Raw genomic sequence first — 21,555 nt, forward strand, 5'->3', positions numbered from 1 at the left:
TTATTATAATGGCAAAAATATCTTTTCGCCACCTAAATCATCATTCTCAGGTCCGATTATAACACGATATTTTATTTTTTTTGAAAACTCTAAAAGTTCATTAAAACCTTTTTTTAATTCTTCTGGAGTACAGTTCAAAAGTTCAAGAAGCTTATTTTCCCGATCATCATCGTCAATTGCATACAAAGTCCGCAAAAGTTCTATGTTTCCGCGTGCGCGAGGTGTTTTTGGCACAACAAAATGAGAATAAGTTCCCATTACAGCTTTTTCTGTTTCGTCTTGAGTAAAATCCATAAGTGCTGCCTCTTTTAAGCAGTTTTCAAAAACATCTGCTGTTTTTTGCGGTGTCGGATCTCGATAAGAAGCAAACAAAACGTTTCCAGTAGTAGAATCAATGTCACAAAAAGCGCCATAGGCGCCACCAATTGTCCTGACTTTTTCCCAAAGAAGAATATTAGAAAGCCAATGACAGCAGATTTCAAGAATCGCATTTCCTTTTTGACCGTAAGCAATCGTTTTGAACGATTCTCCTGCAAAACCAACAAGACTCGGAATTACAATTTTTTCATCGTCAGAATTTTCTAAACTCTGTTTATCATCTAATTCTGTTAATTTTACAAAATCTTCAAGGCTATTTTCTTTTGGAGATTTTAGAGAACATAGTCCAATTGATTTTACAAAACTAGCAATAAGTTCCTTATTTTTTTCAATGGTTTCTGGTTCGGCAGTCACGTGAATAAAACCGCCACCAGCTTTGATTTGCCGTAAAATTTCATTAAAGACGGCGGAATTATTTTTAGGGTCAGTCTCAGCAAGTTCATGCAGACAAAAAATCTGTGTTAAACCGTTTAAAATTTCATCAACCGCAGAAACCTTAGAAGTTTTTCTCAAACTTCTAAGCATTGCATACTGATGACCAGCAGGCACAACGCTTGAATCAAAATCATTTCTCGTTTCAACAGCAATATCTTTTAAACGTTTATAATCGCTAAAATCAACATTGTTTATGTTGTCCGCAAAAAGTCCAAGTCCTTCCTTAAGTTTTTCATCAATTACCTTAAGTTTAAAAATAACCCAGTCACGTGCCGTAAATTTGTGTTTTTTTCTAAAATCAGCATTGTTTTTTGTAAGTGGAGTCTCACTCGTCAAAATAGAACAGGTAATTCCACCTGTATAAAGGGCTGTTTCGGCGGCAGCTTCGCTCCAGTCAAGTTTTCCCCAGCCACAATCACATACTGTTTCTGCAAAAAGAGAGAGATATTTATATTTGTTCGAACTTAAAACGTCGGCGGGAAAACCAACATCAACATAAGTAACACCGTTGGTATTTTCGCTACTTTCAAAATAATCTACAGAAGAATTGTCTTTTCCTTCGAGTGTTTTGATTTTAAGCGAATAGCTGTCAGAAATTCTCTTTCCTTCAATAATAAAATCGCAAGGACGAAGGTGTGGCAAGCAGGAAGTATCGTCTTTTTTACATTGAAAAGCATGAAGTTCAGCATTTTCTTTTTTAATGGCTTCCAAAGAAGTTTTTTGAACTAATTCTTTTACAAGCGCATTTTCCTGTTTTGTCCTTTCTGTCGTATATTTTTTTGAAGGAACGATTTCGCAAACGGCAAATTTTTTGTTTTCCAGGAAGAATTTTTTTATCAGCTCTTCAAGATAGCCTTTTTTGTTTTGAATTTTCTGTCTTACTTTTTCAAGGACACTTCTCAAGCGAAAACTGTCTTCGATTTTATTTCCGTAAAGCCAAGCGTTTATCGGTGCCATCATCAGAGATTTTGCAAAAGGTCCGTTATGACGTTCAATTTCGCGATGAGAAATCTCAAGCCCCATCAAAGTTGAATCAATATCGTCTTTATTAATTCCGTTTTCTACGATTTTATTCAAGGTTGCAAAAACGAGTTCCTTTACTTTTTCGGCGCTGTTTTTCTTAACACCACGCAATCCGACTGTAAAAAGAGTATGAAAAAGTCCGTCAAGTCCCATTCCAGGAGCGGTATCTTCGCCAAGTTCACTTTCGACAAGAGCCTTTTGAAGCGGAGAACCGTCATGATTTAGGAGAACGCCGGTCAAAAATATTTTTTCCATATTTTGTTCGGCATCTTTTGATTCTCCCAAATTCCAGGTAACGTAAACCGTGCTTTTCTTTTCGTTTTCTTCGCCAGAAGGTCCGGTTGTCTTTACAAAAAGCTCAGTTTCAAGTTTTTTTGGAGTTACATATTCAAGATGAGTTTTTAAAATTGAATTTTTTACATTATCTGTCCATTCAAAGTCAGGATTTTTTTCTTCAAGCCTGGTCAAAAAATTTGTTTGCAAAAAATCCAGTTGTTTTTCTGTCGGAATATTTCCGTATAAAAAAACAAAACAGTTTTCTGGTCTATACCATTTTTTATGAAAATTTCTGTATTCTTCGTAAGTTAAAAAAGGAATTTTTAAAGGATCGCCACCAGAATCTTCTCCATAAATTGAATTTTTTAAAAGATTTCTTACAGGCACGTCCATTGCAACCGATTCAAAAGACGAATAAACGCCTTTCATCTCGTTGTAGACAACTCCTTGAATAGAAGGTTTTCCGTCTCCGTCAATTTCCAGACGATGGGCTTCCTGTGCAAAAATTTCAGGCGAAAGCCGTGGAAAAAAAACTGCGTCGGCGTAAACGCTCATCAAATTAAAATAATCGGTCTCTACAGTCGAACTCGCAGGATAAACCGTTTTATCTGCATAAGTTGCGGCATTCAAATAAGTTTTTACACTCTGATTTGAAAGCTGTGTAAAAGGATCTTTTAGAGGATAACGCTCAGACCCGCACAAAACGGAATGTTCCATTATATGGGCAGCGCCGTTTCCCTCAGGATTTGGAGTTCGAAAAGTAAAAGAAAAAAGATTTTCGGTTTCATCGTTCACAAGGTGCAAAACTTCAAGCCCTGTTTTTTTGTGCCGTAGATATATTGCCGTTGAATGATAATCGTTTAGTTCAAAAACATTTAAAACACAAAAACCGTTATACTCGCTTCCCTTTTCAAAAATCTTTATATCAGACATAAATTTCGTCATCCCTTCCTTTTATAATCAATTTTCCCTCTTCCCAGGCGCGTCTCATATAAGCAAAAAACAAAGAAGTTGCTTTTTCAACATCTGTTTTTCGCATTGGGCTGCGCCTTTCTTCTTCGTCAAGAATCATTTTTCGACGGTTTTCTGACACGTTGAATAAAATTTTATTTCTAAAATCTTCTTTTTTGCAATGAATTACAAATGCAATTTCTTCATTCTGCATCTGCTGTAACTTTTTTTGAATAAATTTATCGTCAGCATTAACAATATCATCAATTGTAAAAAGCCTTTCCCTCAGTTCTTCGCTCAAGAGAGGATCTGAAGAAGAAATTTTATCGAGAAGTTTTTCTTCGTTTGCGCTGTCCATCTGTTTTAAAATCTGGGCAAGCACGTTCTTTCCGTCAATTGAATCAGATTTTTCGGTTACAAGCGAATTCATTTTTTTGAGCAACGCCTCGTCGATTCTTGCAACAATATCCGGATTCATTTTCTTTAGTTTTGCCAGATGTAAAATCAATTCCGTTTTTTCCTTTTCAGGAAGTGAATTTATAAACTGGGCAGCTTTTTTTGGCGGAAGGTTAGAACAGACAAGGGCGCGAACATTTGCACTTTCATCTTTTAAAAGCGCGGCAATTTTTTCGCTGTCCGCTTCGCTCAGATAATTGAACGGCTTTCCGTTTTTAAAAGGAACTGCTTTTTCTAAAACTTCGCCTGCTTTTTTAGTGCCAAATGCTTTTTCAAGAATATTTCTGGCAGTGTTCACTCCGCCGTCTTCGCGGGCACGTTCCGTTAAAGATTTAAACTCTTTAAGGATTAAAATAGCTTCGTCTTTTTCGACTGAACGAATTGTCGCAAGTTCAGGAATTATTTTTTCAATTTGGGCTGACGAAAGGTGCGGAAGGATTTTTGCCGCCTCGTCAATTCCAATAAGCATTAAAAACTTTGCAACCCGCCTGTAAACATTGTCTTTTCCGTCTGGAGAAGGCTGTTGTACAGGAACTTTTAAAAGTCCGCCGTTTTTTATCGCATTTTCCGAAGCAAAGTCCGAAACTGAGTTTTTTCCGGAAGCTGGTTCAAAAGATTTTTGAAATCCAGCCGTCGAAAAATTTTCACCATCAAAAGTTTTTCTGGCTTTATCGGTTTCAGATTTTTGAACTACAGGATTTGAATATATTCGTTTTGGATTAAAAGGCTTTACCGTTTTTTTTTCATCTTTTAAGCGGTCGGAAAGCACCATATCCGCAACTGATTTTTCAGAACCGGAATTTCCAGCAGAATTTTTTAAATAAGCGTTAAGTTCAAAATCTGAAAGTTTCATTTATTTCTTTTTTCCGAGATAGGCCTCCCGTACAGATTCATTCTGTAAAAGTTCTTCACCGCTGCCCTCTAAAACAATTGAACCAGTTTCAAGAACATAAGCCTTGTCTGCAATTTTTAGAGCCATATTCGCGTTCTGCTCAATCAGAAGAATCGTCACTCCGGCCTTGTTGATTTCTTTTATTATATCAAAAATTTGCTGAACGATAAGAGGGGCCAGCCCCAAAGAAGGCTCATCCATCATCAAAAGTTTAGGCCGGCTCATAAGAGCGCGTCCAACAGCAAGCATCTGCTGTTCTCCGCCAGAAAGTGTGCCTGCATACTGCCAGTTTCTTTCTTTTAGGCGCGGAAAAAGAGAATAAACCCATTGCAAGTCTTTTTCGATTTCGGTCTTATCTTTTCGCAAATAAGCTCCTATACTTAAATTTTCCTTTACGGTCAAATCTGCAAAAACATGTCTTCCTTCTGGACTAAGGGCAATTCCCTGCGAACAGATTTTATCGATTTTCATTCCAGTAAGTTCAGTTCCACAAAACTCAACTGAACCGCTTTCTGCCTTAACAAGACCGCTGATTGTACGCAATAAAGTTGACTTTCCGGCACCGTTTGCACCAATCAGTGTAACAATTTTTCCGTCAGGAACCTGAACATCAACACCGCGAAGGGCTTTTATTCCACCGTAAGAAACATGTAAATCCTTTATGCTAAGCATTTGAGTCCTCCGATTCTCCAAGATATGCGCTTATAACTTCCGGGTTATTTTGAATTTCTTCAGGAATTCCGCTGGCAATCAGCGCACCAAAATTCAAAACGTAGATTCTGTCAGAAATATCCATTACAAGATCCATATGATGTTCAATCATAAAAACAGTCAAATTAAATTCGTCGCGAATTCTGCGGATAAATTCTGTAAGTTCGGCCGTTTCCTGAGGATTCATTCCGGCGGCAGGCTCATCAAGCAAGAGCAACTGAGGTTTTGTTGCAAGAGCACGCGCAATTTCAAGACGGCGTTGTAAACCGTAAGGAAGAGATGTACACATTTCGTCTTTAACTCCATACAAACCGAGAATTTTTAAAAGCCTTTCAACTTCTGACCTCTGTTTTTTCTCTTCTTTTAAGTTCAGACGGAAAGTCGCCGTAAAAATATTGCTTGTACGGCGCAAATGCATTGCAATCAAGACATTGTTAAAAACGCTCTGGCTTTTCCAAAGGCGAATGTTCTGAAAAGTGCGCGCAATTCCGAGTTTTGTAATTTTGTCCGGGGTCGGTTCGAGATGACCGTGATACTGGTCTTTTTCGCTTCCTGCGTAAAGTTTTTTCATTTTCCCGCGCGGATGATTTTCAACGATTTTTTTTTCGTTAAAATAAACCGCTCCGTTTGTAGGAGAATAAACACCCGTAATAACATTGAATGCCGTTGTTTTTCCAGCACCATTCGGTCCAATCAAAGAAACGATTTCGCCTTTATTTACTTCAAGACTGAGAGATTTTACGGCAACAACACCGCCAAACTGCATCGTAATGTTTTCAAGTTTTAAAACGTTCTGAGCCATTACTTCGCCTCCTCAGTTTCTTTTTGTTCGTCAATTTTTTTGTTAAAAAACTTCGATTTTAATTTTTTAAGGAATTTCAGGATTCCACTTATGCTAAATTCATTCTCGCCCATAATTCCTTTTTGATAAAAAAGAACAATCGCCATAATCGCAATTGAGAATACTACTTTTCTAAATCCAGGCCTCAAAAGAGGAACAGTAAACGAACCAATCGTAACAGTTCTGTCCAAAAAGCGAAGCCACCATTCAGAGCAGGCAATAAACAGAAATGAAGAAATGCAACTTCCTGTAATCGACCCCATTCCGCCGATAACTACAATCAGCAAAATCTCGTAAGTCATGGCAGATTTAAACTGACTTGCCTGAATCGTCGTCTGAAACATTGCCAAAAGCGCGCCTGAAATTCCTGCAAAAAATGAACTTACAACGAAACTCAACTGTTTTGTCTGGGCAAGATTTATTCCCATCGCTTCGGCCGCAATTTCGTCGTCTCGAACAGCCTTAAAAGCGCGTCCATAAGTTGAATTGATTAAAAGCATTATGATTGCAATACATATTCCGGAGACAAAAAAATAAAACAAGCAGCTCTGAAAAACCGGATATTTTCTCAAAAGATTAGAACCGTTAGTAACCGCGCCAATTTTGTCCCACTGGAAAAGCGCCCTCACGATTTCGGCAAAACCAAGTGTTGCAATAGCAAGATAATCGGATTTTAAGTGAAGAACAGGAAGACCAATTAAAAAGGCAAAAAGAGCGGCGACAATTCCAGCCAGAATCAAAGCAACAAAAACCGGCAAAGAAAACTGAATCAAACCGCCGTCAAAATACTGATAAACCTGAGCCCTTGCAGCAACAGGAATTGTAAAAATTCCATAAGTATACGCTCCAAGAAGCATAAATCCGGCCTGACCAAGACTAAAAAGTCCTGTAAAACCGTTAAGAAGATTCATGCTTACGGCAACAAGAGAATAAATTGCGCCTTTTTTAAGCACAGTAAATAAAATTGAAGTTCGAGGCAAAACAGCTTCAAGAACAGCAAGCGCAACAAAAAGAATGCCAAGCAGACAAAAACCGGCAATCAAATCCTTTTTATTTTTTAAATCATTTAATTTTAACAATTTATTTTGCATTTTCATTCCCGCACTAAACTTTATCAGTTTTCTTTTCGCCAAAAATGCCGGTCGGCATAAACATAAGGACAATAATTAAAAGGACAAAAGTAAAAGCGTCGCTAAAAGTCGTCCAGCCAATTCCCTTTATAATATTTTCACAAATACCAATTATAAATGCACCAATTACAGCTCCAGGAACAGAACCAATTCCTCCAAAAACAGCCGCGACAAAGGCCTTTAAACCAGGCATACCTCCAACAGTAGGCGTAACTCCAGGATAATTAGAAAAAAACAGGATTGAACCAACGGCTGCCAAAAAAGAACCGATTACAAAAGTCGTACTTATAACAGAGTCGATTTTAATTCCCATAAGCTGGGCAGTTTCAAAATCTCTCGAAACAGCACGCATTGCCATTCCAATTTTTGTTTTTTTAATCAAAAGGACAAGGGCAAGAACAAGAAAAATCGTCAAAAAGGGAGTAATAACAGTAACACGCTTTGTAATTGCACCAGCAATCGTAATTGAATCAGAAATCCACGGAATAGTCGGATACTTTTTTAAAAGACCACCAGTAATATAAAGGGCAATATTCTGCAAAAGATAGGACATTCCGATTGCCGAAATCATAATCGACATACGAGGCGCATTTCTCAAAGGTTTGTATGCAATTCTTTCAACTGAAAAACCAAGAAAAACGGTAAGCACAACAGTAAAAATGATAGCAAGCCACAACGGCAAGATCGTATAACTGTAAACCATTATGAGCCCAGCAGCCATAAAGACATCTCCGTGCGCAAAGTTGATCAGCCTTAAAATTCCATAAACCATCGTGTAGCCAATGGCAATAAGCGCATATTGACCGCCAGTCGAAACTCCTGCAAGAAGATACGGCAAATTACTCTGTAAAAAATCCATTTATTTTTCCATTGTTTTTAAATTTTTGGAGCTGTTTCTGTGCAAGCACAGAAAACGGGCTGTCCAGGGTTTCATTCTAAAAAAATCAATCCGCAGGCGAATTGATTTTTTTAGAACGCTCCGCGCCCTTACCATCCCTCAGCCAGGCTGAACTTACAAAAGCATTTTTCAGCCATACCAATATTTTATCATAAAAAAAACATCTGCGGTTTTATCAATTTATGACAAACTCTTGCAGATGTTTTTTTTGTTTTATTAAATTATTTTACGCTCTGTTGAGCAACAAAATCCCATTTTCCAGTCTGTGTGTTTACCTTTTTAATATAGGCAACATCGCGCACTGCATCTCCAGTTGCATCAAAAGCAATGCTTCCAGAAACTCCCTTATATGAAGTTTTTGGCAAAGCAACTTTTACAGCGTCTGATTTTACAGAACCAGCATTTTTAATTGCTTCAAGAGCTGTGTAATAAGCGTCAAAACCCATTGCAGAAACAGCGGCAATTTCATCATCACCACCGTTATTTGTTTTTGCAGTAGCATTTGTGTTGATATAGTTACGGAATCCGTTTACAAAATCAACAACCTGAGGATCGTCAGAGCCTTCAACAAAGAAAGTCGTTACATAAATGCCGATATTAGTTCCTTTTGCAGAAGCCAAAATAACGTTAGAATCCCAGGTATCGCTTGCAAGAAGCGGAATTGAAAGTCCCTGTGTATTTGCCTGTTCAATAATAAGAGCCGCAGCTTCGATAGAAGTTGGAGCAAATACTACATCTGCGCCACAGTTTTTTGCATTTGCAACATAGGCTGCAAAGTCGCTTGTGCCGTCAGGGAAAGTTTCGTAAACAACTTCAATTCCGAGTTTTTTTGCAGCTTCGATAAAGTAGTTGCACAATCCTACAGAATAGTCATCGCCAAGTTTTGCAAGAGCATAGGCTTTTTTAGCATTAAAAACAGACTTTGCAAGATAAGCGTGAACAGAGCCCTGGAACGGGTCGAGAAAGCAGATACGAAAATAATGGTCATTTCCAGCGGTAACCTGAGGATTTGTACAGGTTACACCGATTGCAGGAACACCAGCCGAAGCAAAAGTGTCAGAAGCAGCAATAGAAACGCCAGAACCATAAGATCCCAAAACCACAGAAACCCCTTTAGAAATAAGCTCAGAAGCGGCAGAAACAGCCTTATCGTTTGAAGATTCGTTATCAACGATTTCAAGCTGAACTTTGTATTCTGTTCCACCAATATTTACAGTCGGAGTAATGCTGTTTGCATACTGAATACCAAGAGTCTCCTGTTTACCACCAGCACCATTGTCGCCAGAAGCTGGTTCAAAAACACCAATTTTAACAGTAGGAGTTTTTTCTCCACAGCTAACCAAAAGAGCAGCCGACAAAACACCGGCTAATGCAACAAGAACACTTTTTTTCATTTTAATACCTCTCACAAAAAAAAGACCTTTCTATTATACTATCAATTTCCGTCTGATTCAATTTAAAAACAAAAAAGGTCTGCATTTTTTTATAAAATACAGACCTCTTTGTCTAAAAATTAAAATACGGATATTTGATTCAATATATCAAATAAAGAATAAAACTACAAGTTTGAATTAGAATTTTCCGTCAATTTTTTCAATACATCGGTCGCCAAAATTGTCAATTAAAACGGCAAAAAGAGCAAAAACAACAGAAGAAACTAAAATCAAAACAGCGCATATAATTCCAAATAACATAATAATCTCCAAATCAAAAAATAAAAAAATCAAAACTGCAAAATAAAGATTTTTTGCAGACTAAAAAAAATTATTTAAAAAACACAATGCAACCAACAGTCATGACTGCAAAAATAACAAGCACGATAATAAAACCCGTCATATAAAACCTCTGAGAAAAAATTTAAAATAAGGTCAAAATTGTGATTTTTACGTTTTATTTAGATGACAGTCTGAAGAAAGATAATATTTTGAATTGATTTTGGAAGAAGAAGCACGCGTGAAGCGTTAAAAGAAGCATAAGTAAAGAAAGGAAGATAAACAGAAACAAATTCTATTCTGTCAAAAAATAGACCTGTTGAAAACTTATTTAAGGAATCTGCTTTTTTTTGAGAACGCGAAAAAACACGTTCTATGATTTTTGATTCAGTTGAAGTCGCAGAAACAAATTCCTGCAAAGGAGCATGAACCGTAACGATTTCTACATCGTCGGAAGAAGAAAACACCGCCCTTTGCACACCGATTCCCGCATAAGAAGAAAACAAAGTGAGAAAAGAAAAAATAACGTACAAAAGACGGCGTTTCATATTTTATAAAATGTGGTGATTTTGCAAAGCATTATCACCAAAAAAATTAACACTTAGACTAGTAGAAGTCAGCATATGCAGCAACTAGCGAAGTCCGCCATATGTAGCGATAAACACTCCGGCAGCCATTGCTGTTCCAATTACACCTGCAACGTTTGGTCCCATCGCATTCATCAAGATGAAATTTGAAGGATCTTCGCTCTGAGCAACCTTGTGTGCAACGCGGGCAGCCATTGGAACTGCTGAAACACCAGCCGAACCGATAAGAGGATTGATTTTCTTTCCTTTTGGAAGGAAAACGTTCATCAATTTTGCCATCAAAAGACCGCCAGCTGTTGCTACTGCAAATGCTACAAGACCAAGAACGATAATTCCAAGGGATTCACCCTTGATGATTTTTTCTGGTGTCATCTGAGAACCTACACCCAAAGAAAGGAGAATTGAAACAATATTCATCAATTCATTTTCCATAGTCTTTGAAATGCGAGCTGCAGCACCAGATTCTTTTACAAAGTTACCAAAAGCGAGCATACCGATAAGAGGAGCTGCTGGAGGCAACAAGATAATTGTCAAAACAAGAAGCATCAATGGGAACAAAACCTTTTCCGCCTTTGAAACCTGGCGTGGGTTTTCCATGTGAATCATGCGTTCTTTTTTTGTTGTAAGAAGCTTCATAATCGGAGGCTGAATCATCGGAACCAAAGCCATATAAGAGTATGCTGCAACAGCAATTACACCCATAAGCTCAGGAGCGAGTTTTCCAGAAACATAGATTGATGTTGGACCGTCAGCGCCACCGATAATACCGATTGCACAAGCCTGCATGATGTTGTAGTTTAAACCGAACATATTCATGATTGCAACACCGAACAATGTAAAGAATACACCAAACTGTGCTGCACCACCCAAAATTGCTGTCTTAGGGTTAGCAATAAGAGGTCCGAAGTCTGTCATTGCACCAATTCCCATAAAAATCAACATAGGGAAGAATTCGTTTCCAACACCCGCTTTATAGATGATTGCCAGCATTCCGTCTGGAAGATCACCCATTCCAGCTCCTACAATGTTTACTAAGATTGTACCAAATCCAATCGGAATCAAAAGAAGAGGTTCAAAACCTTTTCCTACAGCAAGATAAACGATTAAGAATCCAATAGCGATCATTATCAACGACTGCCAGCCAGGAGCTTTTCCCCAGTCAGTCTGAGGAGCTTCTTTTACTTCTGGCATTACACCAGTTGGATTAGGGTCTACTCTCTGCTGTTTAATCATCTGGTAAATTCCAGTTGATTTTCCAATATTCTGGATGAATTTTCCAACGTTGATTTCGTGTTCTTCGCCCCAGTTTTCAGTTCCTTTAATTACGCGGTCAAGACCGTGTCCTTCAGAAGCCGAAGTCGCAGGAGCTACAGTTTCAGTCGCAACAGGAGCAGAATCGCCTGCTGTCTGTGCAAGAACTTTAGAACCTGTGCTCAAAACAAAAGCAACTGCCATGATTGCACAAGTAACGCCAAGAACCTGCTTTCTAAAATTTTTGTTCAAATCGATCATTTCGTTTTATTTCCTAATAAATCCGTCATTGCAAGAAAGATATCTTACGGCATAATTCTTGCAACAACGATTAATTCTTACTGAATTTCAGCAACAGTCTGTCCGTTAGAAACCTGAGTTCCTGTAGGAACTGTAAAGTGCACTTTACCAGCAGCGCCAGCCTTGATTTCAAGTTCCATTTTCATCGATTCAATAATGATTACTGTTGTATCAGCCTGAACCGAAGCACCTTCAGCAACTGCATATTTAAGCAAAGTTCCTGCAACAGGCGCTTTTACAGCTTTTCCACCAGCAGAAACAGCAGGGGCTGGAGCGGCGGCAGCAGGGGCTGGAGTAGCAACAGGCGCAGGAGCAGTTTTTACAACTCCACCGATTGTTGCAATAACCTGGCCGTTTGCAATCTGAGTTCCTGTAGGAACTGTATATGTGATTGTACCGTCAGCAGGAGATTTTACTTCAAGTTCCATCTTCATTGATTCAACAATGATGATTGTCTGTCCTTTAGAAACTTTTGTACCGTTTGCAAAGCACTGTTTGAGGAGTGTTCCTGCAACAGGAGCTTTTACATCTTCACCGCCAACAGTTGTAGCAGCAGCGACAACAGGAGCACCTGCGGCACCAAATGTTACATTGTAAGGAGTTCCGTCAACAGTGATATTGTCGCCGTTTGAAGTAACCTGATAACTCTGTCCGTTTACAGTTACAGTGTAAGAGCCGTTTGCAGACTTAGCTTCAGTTTTTGGTGTTTCTTTAAGGCCGAAGGTTTTTTCTGCATCAACAGGACCGTTTGCACGAGTTTCAAAGAATTTTGCAGCAACTTTCGGGAACATTGCGTATGTAAGAGTATCTTCAACAGAACCGTTTCCACCGTTCTTCTTAGATTCTTCAACCATTTTGTCCCATTCTGGAGCAATGAGGTCAGCTGGACGGCAGTCAATAACTTTGTCCATTTTGTTAAGCTCAAGAGCCTTTTTAACAAGGTCAGCATTTGGAGCAGCTGGAACTTTTCCGTACTTTCCAACGAGAAGATCACGGAATTCCTGAGTAAGATTGTTGTAACGTCCGAAGAGAACGTTGAATACAGCCTGAGTTCCTACAATCTGAGAAGTTGGAGTTACGAGAGGAACATATCCTACATCTTTCTGAACAAGAGGAATTTCTTTCAATACATCGTCGATTTTGTCAGATGCACCCTGCTGTTTGAGCTGGTTTTCAAGGTTTGAAAGCATTCCGCCTGGAACCTGAGATTTAAGAATACGTGTATCAGCTCCCAAGAATTTTGATTCAAGAGAAGCATAGTGTTTGCGGATTTCGCGGAAATATGCAGCGATTTCAAGCAAAGCAGAAATATCAAGACCTGTGTCGTATTCAGTTCCCTTAAGCATTTCTACTACAGTTTCTGTAGGAGAGTGAGAAGTTCCCATTGCCATTGCAGAAATCGCAGTGTCGAGAACATCAGCACCAGCTTCTGCCGCCTTGAGCAAAGTAGCAACTGAAAGACCAGTTGTAGCGTGAGAGTGAATTTCAACTGGAAGGTCAACTTTTGATTTGATTGCCTTTACAAGGTCATAAGCTTCATATGGCTTAAGAAGACCAGACATATCTTTGATACAGATAGAATCAGCGCCGAAATCTGCATAAGTTTTTGCAAGGTCAGCGTAGATTTCTTTTGTATGATATGGAGTTGTAGCATAAGAAATTGCCATCTGAACGTGTTTGCCAGTTTTTTTAGCAGCTTTTGTAGCGCGTTCAAGGTTGCGAGGGTCGTTGCAGGCATCGAAAATACGGAAAACGTCGATACCGTTATTTGCAGCAGTTTCTACGAATTTATCAACAACATCATCAGCATAGTGGCGGTAACCGAGAAGGTTCTGTCCGCGCAAAAGCATCATAATTTTTGTGTTTGGCATTGCAGCATGGAGCTTTCTAAGGCGTTCCCATGGATCTTCATTCAAGAAGCGGATACAAGAGTCATAAGTTGCTCCACCCCAAGCTTCTGCAGCCCAGTAACCAATCTGGTCAATTTTTGGAGCGATTGGCAGCATGTCAGCTGTCGTCATACGAGTAGCGTGAAGAGACTGTGTAGCATCACGCAAAACAAGTTCAGAAATACCAATTTTTTTTGCCATTTTGTCAAATACCTCTAATTTTAGTTTTTGTTGTGCAGAGCAGTTGCAATAGCGGCAACGACTGCATTCTGGTCAACCTGTGCAGCTACAGGAGCAGCACTTTCGGCTTTTGGCGCCTCTTTGTCAAGTTTGGCCACATGAATAACTACTCTAAGCAAATTCATAAAACCAATCATGATTATGAGGAAGGCAAAAACAACACACATACCCAGGACAGTAAGAATTGCACTCTGTCCCAGCATTTCTTGGATTGTCATATTTCCTCCATAAGTGAAATACTTTTATTTAAAATGATTGAATATTAGTAAAAGTATAAATTATTGAAAATCTTTATTCAATGATTCCAGACTTGTTTAACGATTTTTTTACACTGCAAAATGAATAAAAAAAAGAGGAAAGGACACCTTAAAAAGTTTTCCTTTCCTCTTTCAATCTCTTTTTCTTCCAATAAATCCAATAAACTAGAACAAATCGCTCATTCCGTAAAGTCTGCCTTTTTCAAGCTCACCAGAAGCAAGTTTGTCAACAAGTTTTTCAAGGGCAACAACCGCTCCTTTTGCAAAACCTTCGCGACTTCTAGCTCTGTGTGTAAGTTCGATTTCGTCCGCAGGAGAATCAAAGAAAACAGTATGAGTTCCAGGAACAAAACCAACGCGGGTTGAACTTACATGAAGTTCATTTACCTTTGGTTTTTCGTGGAAAGCATCAAAAACCATCTGTGTTTTCGATTTATTTCCGAGCATTATGCGACGTGCAACTTCGAGCGCGGTTCCTGAAGGACTGTCGGCTTTCTGATTGTGGTGGGCTTCCCAAACGGCAACGTCATAATCAGAGTATTCTGCCATAATTTTTGCCGCTTCTTCTACAATCTTATAGAACATATTTACGCCGATTGAAAAATTTGAAGAGCGCATTGCAGTTCCACAAGTTTTTTTGCAGAGCTCTGAAATTTCGCATTCGCTCTTTGCCCAGCCAGTAGTACCAACAACTACTGGAAGCCCCAGAGGAATCAGGGCATTGAGGTTTCCGAGAACGGCAGTCGGATGAGAAAATTCGATTACGCCTTCGGCTCCGCTGTTTTTTACAGCATCGGCAACGGCTTTTCCATCTCCTGCTGGCACTATATTTGTAGCGTCTTTTGCCATGACGTCGATTGTTGCAACAACTTCGTGCCCAGCATCCTTTGCACATTTTTCAATCATGTGCCCCATTTTTCCATATCCGACAAGCGCAATTTTCATTTTATTTCTTCCTTAAATTTTTATTTATTTTTATAAAGTGAATTTTTGATAAAGACGAAGTCTATTTTTCAAAACTGCAAAAAAATACGACTTTCACCTTAAAATTATAAAGATTAGTCTAGTTTTTGAAAAGTGACGTTATATCAGGCTCAATTTTTTTTCCACGGAGTTTTTCTGCCTGCTCATAAACCTTTAAAATATCTTCGGGAAGAGTTTTTTCTTCACCCTTTAAGGTTTGATACGGAGCATCGGTTTCAAAGACAATCCGGCTTTCTTCTAGAAATTTTACGCATTCGATTGCACTTTTTTTGCCATTTAAAATAGGCTTTCCAAAAGAAAAATAAGCATTTACACCTTTTTTTAAAAGCGCATTTGCTTCTGTTAAAGTTCCTGCCCACGAATGAAAGACAACGCCTTTGACCTTTCTTAAAAGTTTTATGTCCTTAAAAAAACGCTCTGTGCATTTTCTTCCGTGAATTACAAGAGGCTTTTCGTATTTTATTGCGGCTTCGAGCTGAAACTTCCAGACTCTTTCCTGTTTTTGAGTCATAGCACGAAAATCCTGCGTAAAAAAATCAAAACCGCACTCCCCGACTGCATCAATTCTTTTATTTTCGAGAAGCTGAATCAAATATTCTGAATATGAAAAATCCGGGTTTTGAGGGTGAATTCCAAAAGACTTAAAAAACTTGATTCTGGAGCTTTGAGGAATTGAAGCAATGATTTTTTCCTGTTTTATAAATTCGTTCTCAGAAAGCGCGCAGGCAACGCCAGAATAAAAACCGACAGATTTGCCAATTTTAGAAAAATCAGGAAGAGAAGAATGAACTAAATGCAGGTGCGCATCAAAAATCAACTAAAAACCCCATTTTTTGACAGTGCTCATGCATAACAACTGTCTATAAGCAAAAGCACCCGAATATTTAAACTTTTTGTTAATGTTTTTTTTATTATACCGAAAATAATTATGTACGTAACATTTTTTTTGCGTTAAAAACGCGGGAGGAATTCAAAATGGGAACATACACACTTAAAAGCATTGGTAAAAAAACTGATTACATGACTGTTGTACGCGAAATGGACGACGGCTACATTGTTCGCATTGTACGCGATGAAGACGGCTATGATGACGTTACAACAGATTTTATTAGCAAGGCTCTGTTCGACTCTTGTATCCGCACCGGCTATCTTACAAAAATCAAGTCTCCTGCTGAAGCCGTTGCTTAACTAAATCCAAAGCTGCCTCAAAACGAACTTCAACAGGCATTTCTTGAGGCAGCCAATTTATTTTTACACCTTTTTTTTCCATTCCCTTAAACCAGGTTTCCTGTCTTTTTGCAAACTGTCCGATTGCAAGGTTTAAAAGCTCAAAAAGTTTTTCCCTGCTTTCGATTTTCTGCTGAAGATATTCACTCACAAAACGATATTCAAGACCAAGACTTTCAAGTCTCTGCCAAGACGCTCCATTTTCATGCAGACTTTGAACTTCTTCGATTAAACCTTCCTCAAGACGGTCGTGAAGACGTTTTGAAATTCTTTCGCGAACTAAAGGACGTGGCAAGGTTGTGCCAAGAACAAGAGGATTAACCTTAGGACGAGCTGAAATCACCTTTTCGCGCAGAGTTTTATATTCTTTTGATTTTGTAAAACGGTTTAAGAGAATCGCCTTTATTATGCGCTCACTGTCGCCGAATTCGCTCGTATTATGAAGTTTTTCTTTTTCTGCTATTAAAATCGACTTTAATTCTTCATACGATAGAGATTCAAGTTTCTGTCTTTCGGCCGCATCTTCATCAAACGGAATCATATCGTAATTTCTGAGTATTGAATCAAGATACATTCCAGTTCCACCGACAACAACCGGCAAAACTCCGCGTTTCAGACAGTCTGCAAACGAATTGTAAAAATCTGCCGAAAAATCAAACAGGCTGTATTCGTGACTTAAATCCGTAACATCGATTATATGGTACGGAACATTGTAAAAACCGTCAGTAATTTTATCCTTTAACGCAGGATTGAGGGAAAGCGCGAGATTTTCATTCATCTTAAAATCGCACAAATCCTTTCCACTTCCAATGTCGAGTCCGCGGTAAACCTGACGGCTGTCTGCGCTTAAGACTTCGCCTCCGAGACTTGCAGCAAGGCGAACGCCGATTTCGGTTTTTCCGACAGCTGTAGGTCCAATTACAAAAATACAGTTATAGTTCATTTTTTGTTTCCTAAAAAAATTAAAGCACGCGGCAAACGGCGCATTTTAAATATTCAGACTTAGGATAACCTGCAAGAACCGGATGATCAGGTCCAGCCCCGTACTTTGCCAAAATTTGAACGCGTTTTTTCGAATCTTCAGCCGCCTTCATAATCATTCCGTAAAAATGCTCAGAATCAAAAAAGTAGGAGCATGAACAGGTTACGAGGATCCCGTTTTCTGTCAAAAGGCGCATTGCACGAAGGTTTATTTCTTTGTATCCGCCGTACGCTTTTTGAATATTTTTTGCACTTTTTGTAAACGCAGGAGGATCGAGTATAATCAAATCAAATTTTTCGCCTGCCGCTTCGTATTCTTTTAATTTGTCAAAAATATCCGCACAAACCGCCTTTACCTTTTTTCCGGCTCCGTTGAGCTCAATATTTTTTTCAATCATTGCAACGGCTTCCGGGCTCAAATCGACGCAGGTAACGTCTTTTGCCTCTCCCTTAAAACAGTTCAGACCAAAAGCGCCGGTGTGACTGCAAGCGTCGAGAACTTTTTTTCCAGAAGCAAGTTTTGCAACCTGTTTGCGGTTAAATTTCTGGTCAAGGAAATATCCGGTTTTCTGGCCATGCGCAATATCAACTTCCAAAAGAACATCGTTTTCGCGAATCATAATCTTTTCATCGCGGGCTTCGCCAATCCAGCAGGATTTTTCTTCAAGACCTTCTTTTTCGCGGACAGAAGCGTCATCCCTCTCAAAAATTCCATAAGGACGTATTATCGAATTTAAGGCTTCGAGAATTTCTTTTCTAAAAACTTCTGCGCTTAAAGACAAAAACTGAACAACAAGATAAATATTTTTCTTTACATCGCAGTAGCGTTCAACAATCAGGCCAGGAATCAAGTCTGCTTCTGCATAGACAAGGCGATAACTGTCTTTTCTGTCGTAATAAAGCTTTCTAAGGTCGTAAGCATCCTGAATTTTTTTTGCATAATAAGCGCGGCTGTCTTTCATAATCTGGTCGGCATGTTCTCTTCCGATTATGCGGACAGAAATTTTTGAAGTGCGGTTTATAACACCAGTTCCAAAAAAACCGCCCGCATTTGCAAAAACTTCAACAACTTCGCCGTCTTTTACAGAACAATCGGCAAGCGAAGCCTGCTTTACACCGCTTTTCTCTTCAAATTTTACATGGCTGATTTCGTTATCAAAAACCCACGGAAACCCCTGAGCAACTTCAATCTCTTCGGAAGGATTTAAAAACACTCTTGGAAACATAATTCACCTGACAAAATCAAAAATTTACGCTAAATAATACAAAAAAAATTAAATTTACAAAAGTGTATCAGAATTCAAAATTTTTGGAGCGCATTTTTCGCACTAACCCGCTTTCCACAGTTCCGCTATACGCTACATTCGGCAAGCCGAACGCCTCCGGCGCTGTTCCAATCGGGGCTATAAGCCCCGTCGTGCGCTAAAATCCGTAGTCGCTTTTTTCCTGCACAACTTTTTCTGGCTGGAAAACCTGTTGAAAAACTTCAAATGCTTTTTTTACAGGAATAAATTTTATTCCCGTTTTTATGATTTCAGGAATTTCTTCAAGATCACGCTCATTGCTCTTCGGAATAAAAATCGTCTTCACTCCGTTTCGCTTGGCAGCTACAGTTTTTTCTCGTAAACCGCCGATCGCCATGACAGAACCTGTCAAATCAAGTTCTCCGGTCATTGCAACATCGCTTTTTACAACCCTGCCAGTCAAAAGAGACATAAATGTTACTGCCATCGTAATACCTGCACTCGGTCCGTCCTTTGGTGTTGCTCCTTCTGGAATATGCAAGTGAATTACGTTCTGATCAAACCAGTTCTGTGGCTTTATCTTGTGTTCAATTGCGTACTGCTTTACATAGTTAAAGGCTATTTGAGAAGATTCTTTCATAACGTCGCCCATCTGTCCAGTCAAGACAAGTCCGCCTTTGCTGTCCGGGAAACTGATTGCTTCGATAAGAAGAGTGTCGCCTCCCATGCTTGTCCAGGCAAGACCAATACAGGTTCCAGGAATTTCTGCCCGTTTGATTTCGCTTTCGTCAAAAACAGGCTTGCCAAGATAAGTATCCAAATCTTTTGCATCAATATTGAACTGTTTTCCGTCCAAAGAATCACATTCGTTATTTACGATTTCTTTAACTTCGCTCAAAGTCTTGATGTTCTCAGGAATTCCAGAAAGCTGCCGTGTAATTATCTTTCTGTGAATTTTATCAATACATTTTTCGTAATTGCGGACACCGGCCTCGCGCGCATATTCTTCCGCAATACGCAAAAGAGCGGCCTTTGTATATTTTACCTGGCCTTTTGCAAGTCCGTTTTTTGCAAGATTTTTTGGAATAAGGTATTTTCTTGCAATTTCAAGTTTTTCCTGATCGATATAACCAGAAAGCTGAATGATTTCAGCACGGTCCAAAAGCGGCTCCGGAATTGAATCCAGTGTATTTGCCGTCAAAATAAAGAAAACATTGCTTACGTCAAACGGCAAATCCAAATAGCTGTCGCGGAAACTTACATTCTGCTCAGGATCCAAAACTTCAAGAAGCGCACTTGCAGGGTCGCCCTGAACGCTTGAACCCATTTTATCAACTTCATCAATCATAAAGACTGGCGATTTTGTCTTTGTAATTTTTAATCCCTGCAAAATTTTTCCAGGCATTGCGCCAATATACGTTCTGCGATGTCCTTTTATTTCAGCCTCGTCTCTCATGCCACCGACACTAAACCGATAAAAAGGCTTATTCATTGCATTTGCAATAGAATGCCCGATAGAAGTTTTTCCGACTCCTGGTGGCCCTACGAGAATCAAAATTGAACCTTTGTTGTCTTTTTTCATTTTTCGGACTGCAAGATATTCAAGGATTCGCTTTTTTACATCGTCAAGGCCGTAATGGTCTTTTTCAAGAATTTTATATGCTTTTGCAAGGTCGAGATTTTCTTTTGATTCTTCATTCCACGGAAGAGCACAGACGAGTTCAAGATAATTGCGGCTTACAAAATACTCAGAAGAACTGGAATCCATCAATTTGAATTTTTCGAGTTCGCTTTCCAAAGCTTCCTTTACTTCGCCTTCAAATTTAAATCCTTCAATTTTTTCCTTAAATTTTGAATAATCGTTTCCTTCTCCATCGGCGCCTATTCCAAGTTCATCTTGAATCGATTTCATTTCTTCGCGCAAAAAATATTCGCGCTGATTTTTTTCGATTTTTTCGTTTAATTCATTTTGAATTTTCTTCTGCATTCGCAAAAGTTCCTGTTCTTTTTTTATAAAAACAAGAACCTGCTCAAGCCTAGAGCGCACGTTAAGCTCTTCGAGAACTTTTTGCTGGTCGGCTTTTTCAACATTTAAAATCGAAGCAACAAAATCGGCAATTTTTCCAGGATTGTCGATATTCACCATATTTAAACGCATTTCTTCGGAAAAAAGCGGATTATTGTCGCTTATTTCTTTCATTTCGCTTATAAGCGCACGTGTAAGGGCCTTTGTTTCGAATGTATCGCCTTCCTCGTCATCGAGATACTGAACTGCAACAACAATTGGATTTTTTGCAGACAAAACCCGGCGGATTTTAAAACGCTTTATTGTCGAAACAAAGATGTTTACTCCACCGTCAGGAAGGTTGATTTTTTTTATAATTCTTGCAACAGTTCCAATATCGTACAAATCGCTTGCAACGGCATTTTCATCTTCCGTTTTTGCAAGTACAAGACCGATAAAGCCATTTGCTTCAAACGAATCCTCGACAATTTTTACATCGTCCGGGTTTGAAAGCATAAGCGGCGTAAAAATTCCAGGAAAAATCGGATGCCCGTTAAGCACGACCAAAGGCAATTTTAGAGGAAGCATCTGTTCAACCGTAATTATTGAACTTGCAGGATCATCCGTCTGCCGTTCACCTTTTTTTGAAGATTTTTTAGACTTTTCCTCTTTTCCTGAGACTGTATCTTTTTCGTTTTTTTCAGTTTCGTCTTTTTTTGCAGAAATTTCGCCTTCTGTTTTTTCTTTCTGCGGAGAATCTTTTTCAACCGTCACTTCTACATCGACAGGAGTTCCGTCGGCGTCCGTATGCTTTGAAATCAATTCGTTTATTGCATTTTTTAAATTTTCAGCAACATTTTCTAAAGCGTCATTCTGTTTATTTTCGT

At 38.9% G+C, this 21,555-nt stretch carries 18 protein-coding genes; 1 reads left to right on the forward strand and 17 read right to left on the reverse strand.

Going from position 1 to position 21,555, the window contains the following annotated elements; all coding sequences use genetic code 11:
* Positions 1-3: 3 nt before the first annotated feature.
* The 14 genes from ACT6XC_RS01920 to ACT6XC_RS01985 form a co-directional block, all read right to left on the reverse strand.
* The gene (locus ACT6XC_RS01920; protein ID WP_443740606.1) at positions 4-3,045 is read right to left on the reverse strand and encodes an insulinase family protein; all 3,042 of its coding nucleotides are present in this window, start codon (positions 3,043-3,045) and stop codon (positions 4-6) included.
* Positions 3,038-4,372 (reverse strand): flagellar motor switch protein FliG, encoded by a 1,335-nt coding sequence (locus ACT6XC_RS01925; RefSeq protein WP_443740607.1) that lies wholly within the window; start codon positions 4,370-4,372, stop codon positions 3,038-3,040. Before ACT6XC_RS01925 ends, ACT6XC_RS01920 begins: the two co-directional genes overlap by 8 nt.
* Positions 4,373-5,083: an ABC transporter ATP-binding protein gene (locus ACT6XC_RS01930; protein WP_443740608.1), complete on the reverse strand. Its 711-nt coding sequence runs from the start codon at positions 5,081-5,083 to the stop codon at positions 4,373-4,375.
* Complete coding sequence (locus tag ACT6XC_RS01935) at positions 5,076-5,924, reverse strand: ABC transporter ATP-binding protein (protein ID WP_443740609.1); 849 nt, start codon at positions 5,922-5,924, stop codon at positions 5,076-5,078. The genes ACT6XC_RS01930 and ACT6XC_RS01935 overlap by 8 nt, the downstream gene beginning before the upstream one ends.
* Complete coding sequence (locus ACT6XC_RS01940; RefSeq protein ID WP_443737212.1) at positions 5,924-7,054, reverse strand: branched-chain amino acid ABC transporter permease; 1,131 nt, start codon at positions 7,052-7,054, stop codon at positions 5,924-5,926. Before ACT6XC_RS01940 ends, ACT6XC_RS01935 begins: the two co-directional genes overlap by 1 nt.
* A gap of 13 nt (positions 7,055-7,067) precedes the next feature.
* Positions 7,068-7,952 carry a branched-chain amino acid ABC transporter permease gene (locus ACT6XC_RS01945; protein WP_443737213.1) on the reverse strand — a complete coding sequence of 295 codons (885 nt, stop codon included), beginning with the start codon at positions 7,950-7,952 and terminating at the stop codon, positions 7,068-7,070.
* A gap of 260 nt (positions 7,953-8,212) precedes the next feature.
* Entirely contained in the window at positions 8,213-9,385 is a 1,173-nt protein-coding gene (locus ACT6XC_RS01950; RefSeq protein ID WP_443740610.1) for an ABC transporter substrate-binding protein, read from the reverse strand.
* Between the two features lie 177 nt (positions 9,386-9,562).
* Positions 9,563-9,685, reverse strand: coding sequence for a hypothetical protein (locus ACT6XC_RS01955; RefSeq protein ID WP_443737215.1), 123 nt, complete (start codon positions 9,683-9,685; stop codon positions 9,563-9,565).
* Between the two features lie 200 nt (positions 9,686-9,885).
* Positions 9,886-10,251, reverse strand: a complete 366-nt coding sequence (locus ACT6XC_RS01960) for a hypothetical protein (protein ID WP_443740611.1) — start codon at positions 10,249-10,251, stop codon at positions 9,886-9,888.
* A gap of 84 nt (positions 10,252-10,335) precedes the next feature.
* On the reverse strand, positions 10,336-11,802 hold the full coding sequence (locus ACT6XC_RS01965; RefSeq protein WP_443737217.1) for a sodium ion-translocating decarboxylase subunit beta: 1,467 nt from the start codon (positions 11,800-11,802) through the stop codon (positions 10,336-10,338).
* A gap of 77 nt (positions 11,803-11,879) precedes the next feature.
* Positions 11,880-13,931 carry a sodium-extruding oxaloacetate decarboxylase subunit alpha gene (gene oadA, locus ACT6XC_RS01970; protein WP_443737218.1) on the reverse strand — a complete coding sequence of 684 codons (2,052 nt, stop codon included), beginning with the start codon at positions 13,929-13,931 and terminating at the stop codon, positions 11,880-11,882.
* A 20-nt stretch (positions 13,932-13,951) separates the two neighbouring features.
* Positions 13,952-14,188 carry an OadG family protein gene (locus ACT6XC_RS01975; RefSeq protein ID WP_443737219.1) on the reverse strand — a complete coding sequence of 79 codons (237 nt, stop codon included), beginning with the start codon at positions 14,186-14,188 and terminating at the stop codon, positions 13,952-13,954.
* 204 nt (positions 14,189-14,392) lie between these two features.
* Positions 14,393-15,172, reverse strand: a complete 780-nt coding sequence (gene dapB, locus ACT6XC_RS01980; RefSeq protein WP_443740612.1) for a 4-hydroxy-tetrahydrodipicolinate reductase — start codon at positions 15,170-15,172, stop codon at positions 14,393-14,395.
* 118 nt (positions 15,173-15,290) lie between these two features.
* Positions 15,291-16,028: a TatD family hydrolase gene (locus ACT6XC_RS01985; RefSeq protein ID WP_443740613.1), complete on the reverse strand. Its 738-nt coding sequence runs from the start codon at positions 16,026-16,028 to the stop codon at positions 15,291-15,293.
* Positions 16,029-16,186: 158 nt separating this feature from the next.
* On the opposite strand from ACT6XC_RS01985, the gene ACT6XC_RS01990 reads away from it, so the two are divergent.
* Entirely contained in the window at positions 16,187-16,399 is a 213-nt protein-coding gene (locus tag ACT6XC_RS01990; RefSeq protein WP_078929703.1) for a hypothetical protein, read from the forward strand.
* On the opposite strand, the gene ACT6XC_RS01995 is transcribed toward ACT6XC_RS01990, so the two are convergent.
* The 3 genes from ACT6XC_RS01995 to lon all read right to left on the reverse strand — a co-directional run bounded on the left by ACT6XC_RS01995 (position 16,371) and on the right by lon (position 21,487).
* Complete coding sequence (locus tag ACT6XC_RS01995; protein WP_443740614.1) at positions 16,371-17,381, reverse strand: tRNA (adenosine(37)-N6)-dimethylallyltransferase; 1,011 nt, start codon at positions 17,379-17,381, stop codon at positions 16,371-16,373. The genes ACT6XC_RS01990 and ACT6XC_RS01995 overlap by 29 nt on opposite strands.
* 19 nt (positions 17,382-17,400) lie before the next feature.
* Positions 17,401-18,645, reverse strand: a complete 1,245-nt coding sequence (locus ACT6XC_RS02000) for a class I SAM-dependent rRNA methyltransferase (protein WP_443740615.1) — start codon at positions 18,643-18,645, stop codon at positions 17,401-17,403.
* Positions 18,646-18,841: 196 nt separating this feature from the next.
* Positions 18,842-21,487, reverse strand: a complete 2,646-nt coding sequence (gene lon, locus ACT6XC_RS02005; RefSeq protein ID WP_443740631.1) for an endopeptidase La — start codon at positions 21,485-21,487, stop codon at positions 18,842-18,844.
* Between the last annotated feature and the right edge of the window lie 68 nt (positions 21,488-21,555).

Source organism: Treponema berlinense (assembly GCF_052273165.1).
GTDB classification, from domain to species: domain Bacteria; phylum Spirochaetota; class Spirochaetia; order Treponematales; family Treponemataceae; genus Treponema_D; species Treponema_D berlinense_A.